General features: G+C 60.7%; 15 protein-coding genes. 3 read left to right on the plus strand and 12 right to left on the minus strand.

The genetic code is table 11. The annotated features are described in order from the left end of the window. Positions 1-53: 53 nt before the first annotated feature. The 7 genes from ubiT to norR form a co-directional block, all read right to left on the minus strand. The gene (ubiT, locus tag KVG95_RS11240) at positions 54-524 is read right to left on the minus strand and encodes a ubiquinone anaerobic biosynthesis accessory factor UbiT (protein ID WP_217856450.1); all 471 of its coding nucleotides are present in this window, start codon (positions 522-524) and stop codon (positions 54-56) included. Beyond that, positions 518-1,408: a U32 family peptidase gene (locus KVG95_RS11245; RefSeq protein ID WP_217856452.1), complete on the minus strand. Its 891-nt coding sequence runs from the start codon at positions 1,406-1,408 to the stop codon at positions 518-520. Before KVG95_RS11245 ends, ubiT begins: the two co-directional genes overlap by 7 nt. A 10-nt stretch (positions 1,409-1,418) precedes the next feature. Continuing rightward, positions 1,419-2,414 (minus strand): ubiquinone anaerobic biosynthesis protein UbiU, encoded by a 996-nt coding sequence (gene ubiU, locus KVG95_RS11250; RefSeq protein ID WP_052964423.1) that lies wholly within the window; start codon positions 2,412-2,414, stop codon positions 1,419-1,421. A gap of 132 nt (positions 2,415-2,546) precedes the next feature. Next, complete coding sequence (locus tag KVG95_RS11255; protein WP_217856454.1) at positions 2,547-3,782, minus strand: molybdopterin molybdotransferase MoeA; 1,236 nt, start codon at positions 3,780-3,782, stop codon at positions 2,547-2,549. Next, positions 3,779-4,333: a molybdenum cofactor biosynthesis protein B gene (gene moaB, locus KVG95_RS11260; protein WP_201060718.1), complete on the minus strand. Its 555-nt coding sequence runs from the start codon at positions 4,331-4,333 to the stop codon at positions 3,779-3,781. Before moaB ends, KVG95_RS11255 begins: the two co-directional genes overlap by 4 nt. Positions 4,334-4,580: 247 nt before the next feature. After that, positions 4,581-5,228: a pyridoxamine 5'-phosphate oxidase gene (gene pdxH / locus KVG95_RS11265; RefSeq protein WP_217856456.1), complete on the minus strand. Its 648-nt coding sequence runs from the start codon at positions 5,226-5,228 to the stop codon at positions 4,581-4,583. 78 nt (positions 5,229-5,306) lie between these two features. Next, on the minus strand, positions 5,307-6,836 hold the full coding sequence (gene norR / locus KVG95_RS11270) for a nitric oxide reductase transcriptional regulator NorR (RefSeq protein ID WP_217856458.1): 1,530 nt from the start codon (positions 6,834-6,836) through the stop codon (positions 5,307-5,309). Between the two features lie 154 nt (positions 6,837-6,990). On the opposite strand from norR, the gene ytfE reads away from it, so the two are divergent. Beyond that, positions 6,991-7,665 (plus strand): iron-sulfur cluster repair protein YtfE, encoded by a 675-nt coding sequence (ytfE, locus tag KVG95_RS11275; protein ID WP_008075057.1) that lies wholly within the window; start codon positions 6,991-6,993, stop codon positions 7,663-7,665. Between the two features lie 75 nt (positions 7,666-7,740). Here the strand turns inward: ytfE and KVG95_RS11280 are convergent, their stop codons facing one another. After that, a complete protein-coding gene (locus tag KVG95_RS11280; RefSeq protein ID WP_217856460.1) occupies positions 7,741-8,178 on the minus strand; it encodes a hypothetical protein in 438 nt (145 codons plus the stop codon). A gap of 28 nt (positions 8,179-8,206) precedes the next feature. Next, complete coding sequence (locus tag KVG95_RS11285) at positions 8,207-9,397, minus strand: NnrS family protein (protein WP_217856462.1); 1,191 nt, start codon at positions 9,395-9,397, stop codon at positions 8,207-8,209. 617 nt (positions 9,398-10,014) lie between these two features. On the opposite strand from KVG95_RS11285, the gene KVG95_RS11290 reads away from it, so the two are divergent. Further along, positions 10,015-10,698 (plus strand): Crp/Fnr family transcriptional regulator, encoded by a 684-nt coding sequence (locus KVG95_RS11290; protein WP_217856464.1) that lies wholly within the window; start codon positions 10,015-10,017, stop codon positions 10,696-10,698. A gap of 5 nt (positions 10,699-10,703) precedes the next feature. Next, positions 10,704-10,895 carry a protein DnrP gene (locus KVG95_RS11295; protein WP_217856517.1) on the plus strand — a complete coding sequence of 64 codons (192 nt, stop codon included), beginning with the start codon at positions 10,704-10,706 and terminating at the stop codon, positions 10,893-10,895. Positions 10,896-10,918: 23 nt separating this feature from the next. On the opposite strand, the gene KVG95_RS11300 is transcribed toward KVG95_RS11295, so the two are convergent. The 3 genes from KVG95_RS11300 to KVG95_RS11310 all read right to left on the minus strand — a co-directional run bounded on the left by KVG95_RS11300 (position 10,919) and on the right by KVG95_RS11310 (position 14,710). Next, positions 10,919-12,760 (minus strand): nitric oxide reductase activation protein NorD, encoded by a 1,842-nt coding sequence (locus tag KVG95_RS11300; protein ID WP_217856466.1) that lies wholly within the window; start codon positions 12,758-12,760, stop codon positions 10,919-10,921. 78 nt (positions 12,761-12,838) lie between these two features. Then, positions 12,839-14,266, minus strand: coding sequence for a cbb3-type cytochrome c oxidase subunit I (locus KVG95_RS11305; protein ID WP_217856468.1), 1,428 nt, complete (start codon positions 14,264-14,266; stop codon positions 12,839-12,841). 3 nt (positions 14,267-14,269) lie between these two features. Further along, complete coding sequence (locus KVG95_RS11310; RefSeq protein ID WP_038982840.1) at positions 14,270-14,710, minus strand: c-type cytochrome; 441 nt, start codon at positions 14,708-14,710, stop codon at positions 14,270-14,272. Positions 14,711-14,899: the final 189 nt, after the last annotated feature.

Genomic DNA, 14,899 nt, shown 5'->3' on the forward strand with positions numbered 1-14,899 from the left:
AATGTACCTGCCTCATCGCGAGCAGGCTCGCTCCCACACTTAATCTGTGTCGGTTATCCCGCCGCCAACCCCTTCCCCGCCCGCTCCAGATTGCGCCACAACCACACAGGCAACACATCAGGATCCAGACTGTCGATCAGATTCTTCAACGCCAACCCCAACTCCGTATCACCCTCAATCACCAGACGCCGGCGAAAGAACAGCGTATCCGGATCTTCCTGACGGCTCGCCAGCAATAAAAACTCCCGCCAATTACCACTGATCGTCACATGCGCCACGGCGTGCTCGGCAATCCGCAGCCCTTTACCGCTGAGAGTCAAATACCAGGACAACCCCAGATCGGGAATCCGCAAACACAACCAACGCCCACGCAAAACCTCGAACTCACCATCGCGCAACGGCTCGGCGAGGCAACGATTCAGCGCCTGTTGCAACGCCAGGCGCTGCACGGAAAAAGGCACCCGGCGCACCAGCGGCAACAACCGGTCGGCACCTTTCAACAGCCACTTTTTTCGATTCAACACAGGCCGACCTCCTCGACGCGCAGCATGCCGGCCTGGCCATGCCAATAACCATTGCACCCTTCTACAAACAGCGGCGGTGTCTCGCCCAGACGAACCCGTTGATAGGCAGCGACCACTTCGGCCATGCCCTGAGCACGAGGGCTCAAGCGCAACAGATCGGCGCCGCAGGCCACCAGCCCGGAGTAATCGGCCAGCAGATTGGTCACCTCAGCCGACATTGTCTGAATACCGTTGATGGTGAACAGCGCCTGCCCTTCCTGACTGGTCAGCGCCAGGCCGTCGGGGTAGTTGATGCAACAAAACTGGCAGTCATCCTTGGGCCGGTTTTCCGCACGGGCGGTGAAGCAGCGTGCGGAATAGGCCAACGGCAAATGCCCATACGCAAAAATTTCAACTTCCGGCACTGCACGGCCCAGTTCGCGTACCTGTTCGATCACATCACTAATCAGCGCCGCTGAACATTCCACAGGCGGCACCCAGCGGGTCATTCCGCTGTCGAGCAATTGCGCCAGCGCATGACCGTTGTACAGATTGAGGGCCGGGCCGCCCACGAACGGCAACTTGCGCTCAGCCAGGAATTGCACCGCGCCCATGTCGTTGGCTTCCACCAGCAATTGGCCGTTGTCGCACAGCCGGCGCAGGCTGGAGAGTTCGGACGCCGCTTCGATCAGCGTCAGACTGGAAAGCACCAGTTGCGCCTGGCTGCATTCCTGCAACTCGCGTCCCAACCCCAGCCATTGATCCAGCGAAAAGGCCCGGCGTTTCGAGCACACGGTTTCCCCCAGATAAATCACGTCCAGGGGCAAGGCCGACATCTCGGCGTAAAAGTTGCTGAGTTGCTCTTTGTCCCAATAAAACAGAACCGGTCCCAGGCTGAGTTTCATGTCGAATCCCTCATTGCCATGATCGATGATAAGCACCCAGAGTGGTCTGGCTGCCTTCGGACAAACCGGCCAGCACCTGACGCCATTCCTCCTTGACCCGAAAACTGCCCGGCGCGCCACGATGGGCGTCCAGTGCCGCGCGCCAGACGCGGGTGACTTGTTCGACATAGGCCGGGCTGCGTTGGCGGCCTTCAATTTTCACCGCTTCGACGCCGATGGCCGTCAGTTCCGGCAGCAAGTCCAGGGTGTCGAGGCTGGTGGGCTCCTCCAGCGCATGAAAGCGTTTGCCGCCGACCAGGAAGCGGCCTTTGCACAAGGTCGGGTAACCGGCCGGTTCGTCAGGGGTGTAGCGATCGATCAGCACTTCGCTGAGGCGTGCGCTCAAGCCTTCGGCGTCCTCACTCCAGCGCACCGCTTTGGCCGGCGAACAGACACCGCACAGGTTCGGCGACTCGCCGGTAATGTAGGAAGACAGATGGCAACGCCCTTCGGCCATGATGCACAAGCTGCCGAAGCCAAACACTTCGATGGGCACCGGGCTGCTGGCAGCGACTTGGCGTACTTGCGCCAACGACAACACCCGCGGCAGCACCGCGCGTCGAATGCCGTAGCGCTGCGCATAAAACTCCAGCGCGGCGGCATGGGTCGCCGAGCCTTGGACCGACAGGTGCAACGCCAGTTGTGGATGCCGCTGACTGGCGTAGTTGAGCACCCCGGGGTCGGCGGCGATCAGCGCATCGACGCCGAAATCAGCGGCGCGATCCACCGCTCGCTGCCAGCGCTCCCAACCCTTGGGTTGCGGGTACGTGTTGACCGCGACGTAGAGTTTTCGTTGATGCTGACGGATATGGGCGACCGCGGCGTCGAACTGTTTGTCGTCCATGTTCAGCCCCGCGAAATGCCGGGCGTTGGTGTCATCGCGAAAGCCGACATAGACGGCATCGGCGCCTTGGCGCACCGCCGCTTTAAGCGCAGGCAGGTTCCCTGCCGGGCAGACCAGTTGCATGGGTAATCCTCATGAAAAAACGCATCCGGGCCATCGCCTGATGCCCATGACGCGAAGGTCCGGGGCGATCGAAAAAGGCGCTGCCAGTCTAGCCAGACCGGCAGGCACGGCCTTGACGGCAATCAATTGCCATCAATGCATCAGGTCGGCGAAGGACAGGAACATCACGTTGTCGTGCTTGAGCACTTGCTGCTCGCACTCGATCACCGCCAGCCCATCGGCCCAGCACGCGGCGGTCAACATGGCCGAGCTTTGCTGAGGGTGCAGTTCCACGCTCAACTGGCCGTCGGCGCCGGGCGTCAATCTGGCCCGCAGGTACTGCCGACGCTTGTTACGTTGCAACCAGTCGAACCCGGCGGGCACGGCCAACGGCACCGGCAGCACGTCAGTCACGCCTTGGGCCCTGAGCAGGAACGGACGCACCACCACCAACGCGGTGATCAGCGCCGCCGAAGGATTTCCCGGCATGCCGATCCACGGTTTGCTGGCCACTTCACCAAAGGCCAGTGGCTTGCCCGGCTGAATGGCCAGCCGCCAGAAATCGACGTTGCCCAGTTCCTCGATCGCCTGTTTGAGGTGATCTTCCTCGCCCACCGACACGCCACCGGAACTCAACAGCAAGTCGCATTCCGAAGACGCCAGGCTCAAGGCATGCCGGCTGGCCGCCAACTCATCGACCATGACGCCATAGTCGTGCACCTCGACGCCCCAACCGCGCAACAACGCGGCGAGACAGTACCGGTTGCTGTTGTAAATCTGCCCCGGCGCCAAGGCATCGCCCGGCTCACGCAGTTCATTACCGCTGCTGAGCAGGCACACCTGCAACGGCCGATAGACCTCGACCCGCGCGATACCAGCGCCAGCCATCAACCCCAATTCTTGTGCGCGCAGGCGTTTGCCGGCCTTGAGCAACAGATGCCCACGGCGAACTTCCTCACCCTCCTTGCGCACATGGTCGCCAACGGATACAGGCGGGAACCAGACACGCTCGCCCTCGACCCGACAGCGCTCTTGCGGCACGACGGTATCGGCGCCCGGTGGCAATGGCGCGCCGGTAAAGATCTGCACCGCTTGCTGCGCGAGCAAGGGTGAACTTGCTTGATCCCCCGCCGCAATTCGCCCGCCAATCAATAAACAGCCACCTGCCTGGGGCAGGTCAGCCGCCCTGAGGGCATAGCCGTCCATGGCACTGTTGTCCCAGGCCGGCAGGTTCACCGGGGAATGAACATCCGCCGCCAGCACCCGCCCCATGGCTTGATCCAGACGAACCATTTGCGCCAGAGGCGGCGGCGGTGCCTGGTCCAGCAGACGGCTGATGGCCTCGTCCACCGGCATCAGGTTGCCGATGTCGCACACCCGGCCAGTCATGTGCGCGTCCCGCAGGCGTCGATGATCCGCTGTGCTTGCGGTTTCAAATGCGGGGCGAAATTGCACGGGCCGGTGCGACTGTCCAACTGTTCGAGCAGGATCTTGTTCCAGGCCGTCCGGCAGGCACCCGGCGAGCCTGGAACGCAGCACACCAGCACGCCGTTACTCATGCCGGCCAGTGCCCGGGACTGCAGGCTGGACATGCCGATCTCCTCCAGAGACACCTGCCGGAACAGTTCGCCGAAGCCTTCCACATGTTTGTCCAGCAATGGCAAGACCGCTTGCGGTGTGTTGTCGCGAGCGGTGAAACCGGTGCCGCCGGTCATCAAAACCACTTGCACCTTGGGGTCGGCGATCCACCGGGAAACGGTAGCGCGGATCTGATAAATGTCGTCCTTGACCAGATCGCGATCGATCAACACATGCCCGGCTGTTTGCAGCAAATCCGTCAGGGTCTGCCCCGAAGTGTCGGTGTCAAAAGTGCGCGTATCGCTGATGGTCAGTACGGCGATGTTCAGGGGTTCAAACGTGCGTTGCGCCAGATGGGCCATATCCAGGTCTTCCCGTAGATGAGGGTATGGCCCGAAGCCTGAACCGGAATAGCGAGCGAGCCAATTCCTCCAAGGAGGTACCTCGTCGGGGACATAGAGAGAATGTGCCGGGCACAAAACCTGTGGGAGCGGGCTTGCTCGCGAATGCGGTGTGTCAAACAACATTAATGTCGACTGACACACCGCATTCGCGAGCAAGCCCGCTCCCACATTGTCCTCCGTCGCTACAGGTTCTGCGCAATGGGGCTCAAGGCGCCAACCGGCTTCGCTTCCACAAACCATCGCGCAAACGGTAGTCGAGTCGATCATGCAAACGGTCAGCCCGCCCCTGCCAGAACTCCAGACGTTCAGGGCGCAGGCAGTAGCCGCCCCAATGCTCGGGACGCGACACGCTTTGGCCAACGAAGCGTTTGATGGTGTCAGCCAGCATGGATTCCAGCGCTGCACGACTGGCCAGCGGGCGACTCTGCGGTGAAGCCCAGGCCCCCAGGCGACTGGCCATGGAACGAGAATCGAAGTACGCATCCGACAACGCCGGATCGAGTCTGGACACCTGCCCTTCGATACGCACCTGACGCTCCAGTCCCGGCCAGAAAAACGTCATCGCGGCATAGGGATTAGCGGCCAGTTGCTGACCCTTGTCGCTCTGGTAGTTGCCGAAAAAAGTAAAGCCTTCATCGCTCAACCCCTTGAGCAGCAGAACCCGACAGTGCGGCCGTCCTTCAAGGTCGACCGTCGCCAGCACCATGCTATTGGCCTCGACAGGTGCGCACTCGGTGTCGCGGGCCTGTTGCAACCACTGCCGAAACATCGCCAGCGGATCGTCCAGCGCAGCCTCATCTTGCAAGCCATTAAGGGTGTAGTTACGGCGCATCTGAGCCAGGGAAAGCGGCATGATGGTGATCTCCGGAAGGTTTTACGCAGTGTGCGAGGCACTGCGCAAAGCCACCTTGACCGCCATCAACACTGTCGCCTACTTGAGACGCAGCCGCCGCGCCAGTTTGTGCAGGTTGCTGGGGTCGACTTCCAGGATTCGCGCGGCGCTGGCCCAGTTTTCCCCGGACAGGCTCAGGGCCTGGAGGATTTTCTTGCGCTGGTAATCGTCGACGGCTTCGCCCAAGGGCTGGAACGGCAGATCAGCCGTAACGTCCGGGGATGGTTCGACCACCGTCCCCGATGCCGCCATCGCACTGTCGAGATCGAGAATTTCAGGCTCCAGCGTCATGATCAACGCGCGACTCGTCCCACGGCTGAGCTGCTTCAACGCGGCCCGACTGATCACGTGTTCCAGTTCGCGTACATTGCCCGGCCAGGTATAAAGCAGCAGCGCGCGTTCGGCCGCCGGCGACAGGCGCAAACCACGCAGGCCGAGCCGCGCCCGATTGAGTTCAAGGAAATGCCCGGCCAGCATCAACACATCGTTACCGCGCTCGCGCAGGGGCGGAATCGGCACCGGATACACCGAGAGCCGGTGATACAGATCGGCGCGAAAAAAACCGTCGCGGATGCTGTCCGGCAGATGCCGGTTAGTGGCGGCGATGATCCGCACATCGACGTGCAGCGGCTTGTCGGCGCCGAGGCGCTGGATCTCACCGTTCTGCAGGGTGCGCAGTAACTTCGCTTGCACGCTCAAGGGCAGTTCCCCGACTTCATCGAGAAACAGCGTGCCTCCGTTGGCGGCATCGAAGCGTCCGGCACGGTCACTGGTGGCGCCGGAAAACGCGCCTTTGACATGCCCGAACAACTCACTCTCTGCCAGCGACTCCGGCAAAGCGGCGCAGTTAACGTGGATCAGCGGTTTGTGGTGGCGCCGTGAAAGACGATGCAAGCGCCGGGCGAACAACTCTTTGCCGACCCCGGTCTCGCCCAACAGCAATACCGGCAGGTCGGAGTCGGCCAGTACATCCAGCTCATTGAGCAATTGATGCAGCACCTCACTCTGCCCGAGGATCTCGCCCTCCTCGACCGGCATTCGCAAGTCCTGGGGATCGCTGCGGGACAGACGCAAGCTACGGTTTTCCTGTTCCAGACGGGTGACCCGCACGGCGGCTTCGATCTGCAAGGTGCAGCGTTTGAGCTCCTCCCGCGCCCGACTGTCGAAGGTCCCGGCGTGCAGCGCATCGAGGGTGATCGCGCCCCAGATCCGTCCTTCGACATAAAGACTCACGCCCATGCAGTCATGCACCGGCAGCGGTTCGCCGACGTGATTGTCGAGCAAGCCGTCGTAGGGGTCTGGCAGGCGACTGTCGGGTTCGAACCAGGTCGGCTCGCGCGACGCCATGATTGCCGCCAGCCGTGGATGCTGGGCAATGACGAACCGGCGCCCCAACGCTTCATGAACCAGCCCCACCGTCGCCACCGGCCTGAGGCTGTCGTCATCCAGACGCAACAAGCCCACGGCGCCACTGTTGAAGTATTCGCGCAGGGTCTGCACCAATCGTTGCAACCGCACGGCATTGGGCAACTCGACGATCAGGTCGGCTGCCAGGCTTTCTCGCAGCATGGTAGTAATCACCCTCTATGGTTGGATTCACCCTAAAGCGTCAGGGTGCCTATCACCACAACTAAAAATTAATCCATGTTTTTCAATCACTTAAATATGGCATGCCGGATGCAATGAGCCTGGAGAACCGTTGAAACCCAAACAAGGAACCCTGATGAGCCAGACCCTATTGGAACAAAGCCTCGGCCAACTGGCCTGCGACATTCCCGGTGCCACCCGAATCTTCCATACCTTCAAACTGGACTTCTGTTGCGGCGGGCATAAAAGCCTGCGTGAAGCGGCCCTTGGCAAAAACCTCGATCCGGTCCTCATTGCCGACGCTCTGAACATTCTGCAAGACGCCGGCGAAACCCAGCACGACTGGCGCAACGAACCTTTGGAACTGCTGATCGCCCACCTTCTGGCGCGCTACCACGCCCGTCACCGCGAGCAACTGCCGGAACTGATCCGTCTGGCCCGCCGCGTCGAGCAAGTCCATGGCGCGCGCAGCAGCTGCCCCAACGGCCTGGCCGATCTCCTGACCGACATGCAACAAGAACTCGAAGGCCACATGCTCAAGGAAGAACAGGTGCTGTTCCCGATGCTGCAACAAGGCATCGGTGCTCAAGCGGCTCCGCCGATCCAGGTGCTGCGCTTCGAACATGATCAACATGGCGAAGCACTTGAGAAGATGCTCGCCCTGACCAATCACATCATCCCGCCTGCCGATGCCTGTAACACCTGGCGTGCGCTCTATCGCGGGCTGCTGGAATTCAAAGACGACCTGATGCAACACATCCATCTGGAAAACAACGTGCTGTTCATCAACGCCCTGAACCCTCGTCACTGATCGATCGCCAGTCACACCCAACCCGCGGCAGCCCATCGGTTGACGCGGGTTTTGTTTATCCGGGACTGCTTATGATCAACCCTGCCAATAGAACATCGCCTTGGCCAGGATCACGATCAACACCATGTGCCCGAGGATGCTGCGGCGAATCCAGCTTGCGCGAGTCGCGGTCAGGCGCGCATGGGTCAGCCAATAGGCCAGCAGCAAGTAATGGCCGATGATGCTCAGGGCCAACAGGATCTTAAGGCTCAACAACGTGCCAAAGCTGCTGGCCAGCGGCTGACTCAATGCGCCCCGGTACTGCCACGCCAGGCCTATCCCGGCGCCATACAACAGCAACACCACGCCATGCAGCACTTTGCGCGAACGCACGGCAATCGCCTGATCCGCCGTGGTTTGCGCGGGATCCGCCAACTGCTGGCGCGCGCGATGCCAGATGACCACCTCGAAAAACAGTGTGCCGATGAAGGCAATCGCTGCCAGCAAATGCGTGACCAGTAAAAAGGGATACATCAGCGCCCGCCTCTGTCAGTTCGCGTGCTCATCCCGGATGACCGTCGACCCGGGCCCGCAGCAGCATCGGCCCGTAGCGCCAGGCATACAGCGCAAACGCCAGCGCCCAGCACACACCGGCCAACCACAATGCTGGCAAGGGAAAGAACTCGATCAACACGACCCGGCTCAGGCACGCCAGGTTGAGCAAGATGAACGCCAGGGTCATGCCCGACGGCGGCTCCAGTGCGCGGCCGGTGTGGCCCAGGCTGACTCGGGCGATCATCGCCAGCACCAGGCCGCCCATGGCACCGATGGTCAGGCAATGCACCGCCAGGCTCGGATTGATCGGCACGCCGAAATGCCACAGCGCCATCCCGAGACAGGCCACCGCCAACCAGCCATAAGCCAGGTGCAGCGACCACAGTAACGGTACCTGCCACAGTGCCCGGTCATGCCAGCGCACCAGTCGCAGCAGATGCCCCGCACCCAGCACCGCGAACAGCAGGCCCACCCAGACATTGGGGTTGAGCGCTGGTCCTGCGGCATATAACAACGCCACCAGCGGCGAACCTACCAACAGCAGTCGATCCAGCCAGGGCCAGGCGGCAACGCCTTCCACCCGACCAAGGCCACGCTGGGTGAAGAACGGAATCACCCGCCCGCCGATCAACCCCATCATCGCCGCCACCAGCCAGATACCGGTCAGCACGCCCTGACGCTGCCAGCCTTCATGCCCCTCGACCAGGCCGTACAGGGACAACCCGTCGGCCACGGCCAACAACAGCAAGACCACCACAATCGGGTAGTTACGTTTCTGCCGCACCTTCCACAAGGTGAAGCCCATGAGCACCGCCACCGCCAACGGGAACGCCAACTCCAGCACCGCGAGCAACGGCCACGGCACATTGGCCAGCCAGGCCACTCGCGCCAATAACCACAGCAGCGCCAGAGCGGCCAACGGTTTGCCGCTGAGGCCGGGGCGACCGGTCCAGGTCTGCACGGCCGTCAGCAGAAAGCCCGCGATAATCGCCAAGCCGAACCCGAACAACAATTCATGCCGATGCCAGCCCAGCCAACCGCCTGCCGGCTGCAAGTCGGACATCGAACCACTAAAAGCCGCCAGCCACAGCGGAATGGCCAGCACCGCCAACAGGCAGCCGGCGAGGAAAAACGGCCGGAAGGCCAGCCGTAACAGCGGCGCGATTGCCATCGCTTTACGGCGGTCAAGCACTTGCATAAAGCCACTCCTCTACCTGTTTGCTGACCTGGCGCCAACCCGCACGCGCCGAGGTAAATCCAGGGGCAATCATCGGGTATTACCGATTCATTGCCTTTGTCATAGATCAAGTGTGCAAGGGACGTGCCCCGATGCTCATTCGAACCTGTCTGGACTAGGAGAATGATGGCCCCTGTGGCGAGGGGGCTTGCCCCCGTTGGAGTGCGAAGCGCTCCTGAAACCGGCATCCGCGGCGCGTCAGATAGAACCCCTCAGCCGGTTTTACGACTGCTGCGCAGCCGAACGGGGGCAAGCCCCCTCGCCACAAAGGTGATCGGTCGTCAGGGTAAAAATGACCATTTGAGGGTTATTTAAACCCTACACAGCATAGTCTTTTTTACCCTCACGCCTGAGAACCCCAATAAGCAGGGCCCTCCAAGCCTGGCCCGCGTCTTGCTCAGCATGGGCAACCTTTTAGAAATCCTGGATCCCTCTCGATTACCCGGAGTCGTCATGAAAAAAGTCATCCAGCCACTGGCCTGGTTTGTTGTGTTGACCTCAATCCTGGCCCTGGCCAGCGGCGTTTCTCTAGGTCTCGTCTGACCTGATCCCCTTCTCTATCTTCAGGATGAATTCTCATGGTGCTTCATCGCGTCCATCACCAGATTCTGCGCAGTCATCACTTGTTCGAGCCGTTGAACGAAGAACAGCTGGATGAACTGATGAGTACCAGCCACTTGCTGAGCATTGACAAGGGCGAGCCGTTGTTCCGTCAAGGTGAGCCGGCCGATTCGTTCTATTTCATCATTGCCGGCGCGGTGAAAATCTACCGGCTGACACCCGATGGGCAGGAGAAAGTGTTTGAGGTCATCAGCGATCGGCAAACTTTCGCCGAGGCGATGATGCTGATGGACACCCCGAACTATGTGGCCTCGGCCGAAGCGATCTGCCCCACCCAGCTCTACCGCTTATCCAACAGCACCTACATGCGCCTGCTGCAGAGCAACAGCCGGCTGACCTTTGCACTGCTGGGCAAGCTCTGCGTTCGCTTGCATCAACGGGTTAACGAAATCGAGACCCTGTCACTGAAAAACGCCACCCACCGGGTCGTACGTTATTTGCTGACGCAACTGGTTCGTCAGCAAACCATAGACAGCCAATTCGAGTTGCCGATGGCCAAGCAACTGATTGCCGGGCACCTGTCGATCCAGCCGGAAACCTTTTCGCGGATCATCCGCCGCTTGATCGATGAAAACATCATCACTCAGGACGGCCGTCAGATCGCCATTCTTGATCGTCTGCGCCTGGAACAGTTCGAGTGAGCGCCATGCCCGTCTGCCTGTATTGCCAACATGCCAACCCACCCCAAGAAATCGAGTGCCGCCAATGCGGCATGCCCCTGCCGGCACTGGCCGAACACGCCGGAGAACGTCGGCAGCGCCGATTCATGTGGTTCTGCATCGGCCTGACGATCTTCTGCGTGACGATGTTTTTCTGGCTGCCGCGCAGCATCAGCTGATGCTGCGTTGATCAAACCGGGGTTCAAGGTTGAGTCAGCTGACGATACAACTGCGGCAAGCGCAGAGGTAACTGCTCAGGCTGACGGATCAAGGTGTAGCCATTGGCGCCAAACATGTACGGCAGGTAATCCCCGGCGTCGCGATCGATCGTGATACAGAACGGCGTCAGCCCCTGACGCCGCGCCTCAAGCACCGCTTCGCGGGTGTCTTCAACACCGTAGCGCCCTTCATACAGATCCAGATCATTGGGTTTGCCATCCGTGAGCAGCAGCAACAGTTTGCTGCGCCGCTTGCTCGTGCCCAATAGTTGCGTGGCCTGGCGAATGGCGGCGCCCATGCGCGTGTAATACCCCGGTTTGAGACCTTGAATACGACCTCGGGTGGTGTCGTCATAACGCTGGGTGAACGCCTTGAGTTCCTGCATGCGCACTTGCTGACGACGCAGCGAGGAAAACCCGTACAGGGCGAAGTCATCGCCCAGCACCGACAAGGTTTCGCCGAACAGCAGCAGGCTGTCGCGGATGACATCGATGACGCGATGCTCATCGTTCAGATGGGCGTCGGTGGACATCGACACGTCGGCCAGCAACAGACACGCCAGGTCGCGGCGGGTCTGCCGTTGCTCCATGAACAGACCGCGTTCGGCACACTGGCCATGCTCGCGCTCAACGTGAAAATCCAGCCAGGCCTGCATGTCGAGCTCTGAGCCCTGAGGTTGCTGGCGTAACCACTGGCGGTCGTTACGCAGATGCTCGAATTGGCGCCGCAAGCGGTGCGCCGAGGCCTTCAGCCGTAAAGGCAATGGCTGTGCCTCACAGTCGCGGGGCACCATCATTTGCAGATTGACGAAGCTGTCCTGCATCTGTTGTTTACGGTAGTCCCACTCCGGCAACTTGATGCCCTCGCCGAGGGGAATATCGTCGACATCGGCCGGTGGCAAATCCAGGTGCAACTTGAGAGCGCCGCCCTTGCGCAGGCGGGTGCGCGACAGCGTCAGTTCATCCAGGTCGTCGGCGACTCGGGCGGCGTCCGGGTTTTCGCTGTCGTCGGACCAGCGATCCAGGTCGACGTGCTCGGTCCAACTGAACAGGTTCTCAAGGCGCACGATTAACAACCCGCCGTCGCGGCTGCCTTCATCGATCCGTGTCGCGCGTTTACGCCCGCTTTTCTGTTCGCCGGGTGGCGTGGTCAAAGACTCTTCGGATTCATCGCCCAGATCCGCAGCCTGCGGGCTGGCGAGGTTTTGCGGCGGGTACAACCACAGCGGCAGCGGCCACGCGGCCCGTTCGCTGCGGGGGAAATGCTCAACACTGCCGGGTTCGCGCAGCGCCTGGCATAACGCCCGTTCCAGTGCCGCTTCGCTAGCGTTCAATGAGGCCGGATCGGGGCGCAATTGCAGATGGGCATCGACCAGACGTTTATAGCGAGTACGCAGCGCGGGATAGCGTCGCAACAACTGTTGCGTCCAGCGTTGATTGTCCCGCCCCCAGTGACGCATCGGCCCGGCCTGTGCCGCCAGCAACGCGAGCCAGCGATAGAGTTCCTCATTCAGTGCGACTTCAGGGAAGACCGCCAGGCTCGATGGCAGCCGCAAATTACTCGCGTCACACCACGCCAACGGCACTTGTTTGCAGGTGCCGGCGATCTGCTGCAACACGTTGCGCCGCAGCAGCAGGTCGCGATCACTGGCAGCTTCCACACCGATGCCATTGGCACCGCCCATGGCGCGAAACAACAGTGCCAGCGGGCGTTGCTGGCTGGCCAGTTCAACCCTTGCTTCAGGGAAGTCCGGGCTGGCACGCCGTGTGATGAAACGATGCCAGACACTGCCTACCCACTCTTCCAGTTCGACGGTAAACGCCATGATGCTTGCCCTTCCCGGAAACCAAAAAAACGGCCCGCTGTATCAGCCGGGCCGACCTTTTCTAGCCATTGCACTCGTTCATGAAGGTACAACCGCAGCCGGGGCGCGTAAGGCTGCGCGGCTACGTTGCTTGAAGCTGAACAGGTAACAGAGCAAGCCTGCGAAGAAGCCGAGACCGGCGCCCAGACGCGCCCAGAACAGCACCTGCAGATGTTCGACCGTGGACATGAATGGCAACGCAATCCCGTCGGCCTGCCAGCGTTGCAGGTAAACCTGTACGACACCGGCAGCGGTGAGGAACAGCGTGATCATCACCATCGACAGGGTCATCAACCAGAAGCCCCAGATTTCGAAGGTCTGCGAACGCTCGTCAGCGGCTTCACCCAACCCGCGCAAACGCGGCATGGCGTAGCTGATCAAGGTCATCACGATCATCGCGTAAGCACCGTAGAAGGCCAGGTGACCGTGCGCCGCCGTCAGTTGCGAACCGTGGGTGTAGAAGTTGACCGGTGCCAGGGTGTGCAGAAAACCCCAGACGCCCGCACCGAAGAACGCGGTGACCGTAGTGCCCTTGGCCCACAGTGTGGCGGCGCGGTTCGGGTGTTGCCGGCGACGATTCTTCACCATGCTGAAGGCGAAGATCACCATGGCCAGGAACGGCAGCGGTTCGAGTGCAGAGAAAATCGAGCCGACCCACAACCAGACCTCAGGCGCACCAATCCAGAAGAAGTGGTGACCGGTGCCGATGATCCCGGTAATCAGCGCCATGGCGATGATCACGTACAGCCATTTCTCCACGACTTCCCGGTCGACACCGGTGATCTTGATCAGGACAAAAGCGAGCATCGAACCCATGATCAGTTCCCACACGCCTTCCACCCAAAGATGCACCACCCACCACCAGTAGAACTTGTCGCGGGCCAGGTTGCCGGGGTTGTAGAAGGAGAACAGGAAGAACACCGCAAGGCCGATCAACCCGGTCATCATCACCATGCTGACGGTGGTCTTGCGACCTTTGAGCAGGGTCATGCCGATGTTGTAAAGGAAGCCCAGGCACACCACCACAATGCCCATCTTGGTAATGGTCGGCTGCTCCAGGAACTCCCGGCCCATGGTCGGCAGCAACTCGTTGTGGGTCAGTTTGGCCAGGCCCGCATAAGGCACCAGCAGATAGCCGAGGATCGTCAGCACGCCCGCGGCGGCGAATACCCAGAACAGAATGATCGCTAACTTCGGACTGTGCAGTTCGCGGTCGGCCTCTTCCGGAATCAGGTAATAGGCAGCGCCCATGAAGCCGAACAGCAGCCAGACGATTAGCAGGTTGGTGTGCACCATCCGCGCCACGTTGAAGGGAATGACCGGGAACAGAAAGTCTCCCACCACGTATTGCACACCCATGATCAAACCGAACAACACCTGACCGAGAAACAGCATCAGGGCAAACACGAAGTACGGTTTGGCCACGGCTTGCGAGGCGAATTTCAGATGCGGATTAGCAATGCTCATCTCTTAGCCCTCCTTGTTTGGCGGCCAGCCATTGGTGTTGATGTTCGAACTCCATTTGAGGAACTCGGCGATGTCATCCACCTCCTGCTCGCTCAACTTGAACTGCGGCATCGCTCGCCGGCCCGGTACGCCCAGCGGCTGCATTTTCATCCAGGCATGCAGAAAGGGTTTGAAGCCCGCCTCCCCGCCGCGCCGCTGGAACACGTTACCCAGCTCAGGCGCAAAGTAGGCGCCCTCGCCCAGCAGCGTGTGGCAGCCGATGCAGTTGTTTTGCTCCCAGACCGTCTTGCCGCGGATCACGGATTCGGTTAACTGCGCTTCATTGCTGCGCTCTGGAAAGGTCTGTTCCGTGTGATAGGTCAAGGCCAGGAATATCAGGAAGAAGAAGATGCTTCCCCCGAAGTAGATATTCCTGGCCATGCCTTTGGTGAAGGTCTCTGACATGGTCGCTTCCTCTTTGCTTGGCCCGTCCATGATAGGAAGCGAAGGGTTGAAACCTGCTTGATGGCGATCAAGAAAGGCAGATGGTTTTGGTCGGGTTTAGATCGTATGACTGACAGAGATCGAATGTGGGAGCGGGCTTGCTCGCGAAGGCGGCGTGTCAGTCAACATGGATATTGAATGTGCCGGCCC

It is taken from the genome of Pseudomonas farris (genome assembly GCF_019145235.1).
In the GTDB taxonomy this organism is placed as follows: domain Bacteria; phylum Pseudomonadota; class Gammaproteobacteria; order Pseudomonadales; family Pseudomonadaceae; genus Aquipseudomonas; species Aquipseudomonas farris.

Coding starts and splice junctions, on each gene's coding strand:
- KVG95_RS11245 (WP_217856452.1), bottom strand. CDS start 1,408: ATGAAACTCAGCCTGGGACCGGTTCTGTTTTATTGGGACAAAGAGCAA.
- ubiU (WP_052964423.1), bottom strand. CDS start 2,414: ATGCAACTGGTCTGCCCGGCAGGGAACCTGCCTGCGCTTAAAGCGGCG.
- KVG95_RS11255 (WP_217856454.1), bottom strand. CDS start 3,782: ATGACTGGCCGGGTGTGCGACATCGGCAACCTGATGCCGGTGGACGAG.
- moaB (WP_201060718.1), bottom strand. CDS start 4,333: ATGGCCCATCTGGCGCAACGCACGTTTGAACCCCTGAACATCGCCGTA.
- pdxH (WP_217856456.1), bottom strand. CDS start 5,228: ATGCCGCTTTCCCTGGCTCAGATGCGCCGTAACTACACCCTTAATGGC.
- norR (WP_217856458.1), bottom strand. CDS start 6,836: ATGCTGCGAGAAAGCCTGGCAGCCGACCTGATCGTCGAGTTGCCCAAT.
- ytfE (WP_008075057.1), top strand. CDS start 6,991: ATGAGCCAGACCCTATTGGAACAAAGCCTCGGCCAACTGGCCTGCGAC.
- KVG95_RS11280 (WP_217856460.1), bottom strand. CDS start 8,178: ATGTATCCCTTTTTACTGGTCACGCATTTGCTGGCAGCGATTGCCTTC.
- KVG95_RS11285 (WP_217856462.1), bottom strand. CDS start 9,397: ATGCAAGTGCTTGACCGCCGTAAAGCGATGGCAATCGCGCCGCTGTTA.
- KVG95_RS11290 (WP_217856464.1), top strand. CDS start 10,015: ATGGTGCTTCATCGCGTCCATCACCAGATTCTGCGCAGTCATCACTTG.
- KVG95_RS11295 (WP_217856517.1), top strand. CDS start 10,704: ATGCCCGTCTGCCTGTATTGCCAACATGCCAACCCACCCCAAGAAATC.
- KVG95_RS11300 (WP_217856466.1), bottom strand. CDS start 12,760: ATGGCGTTTACCGTCGAACTGGAAGAGTGGGTAGGCAGTGTCTGGCAT.
- KVG95_RS11305 (WP_217856468.1), bottom strand. CDS start 14,266: ATGAGCATTGCTAATCCGCATCTGAAATTCGCCTCGCAAGCCGTGGCC.
- KVG95_RS11310 (WP_038982840.1), bottom strand. CDS start 14,710: ATGTCAGAGACCTTCACCAAAGGCATGGCCAGGAATATCTACTTCGGG.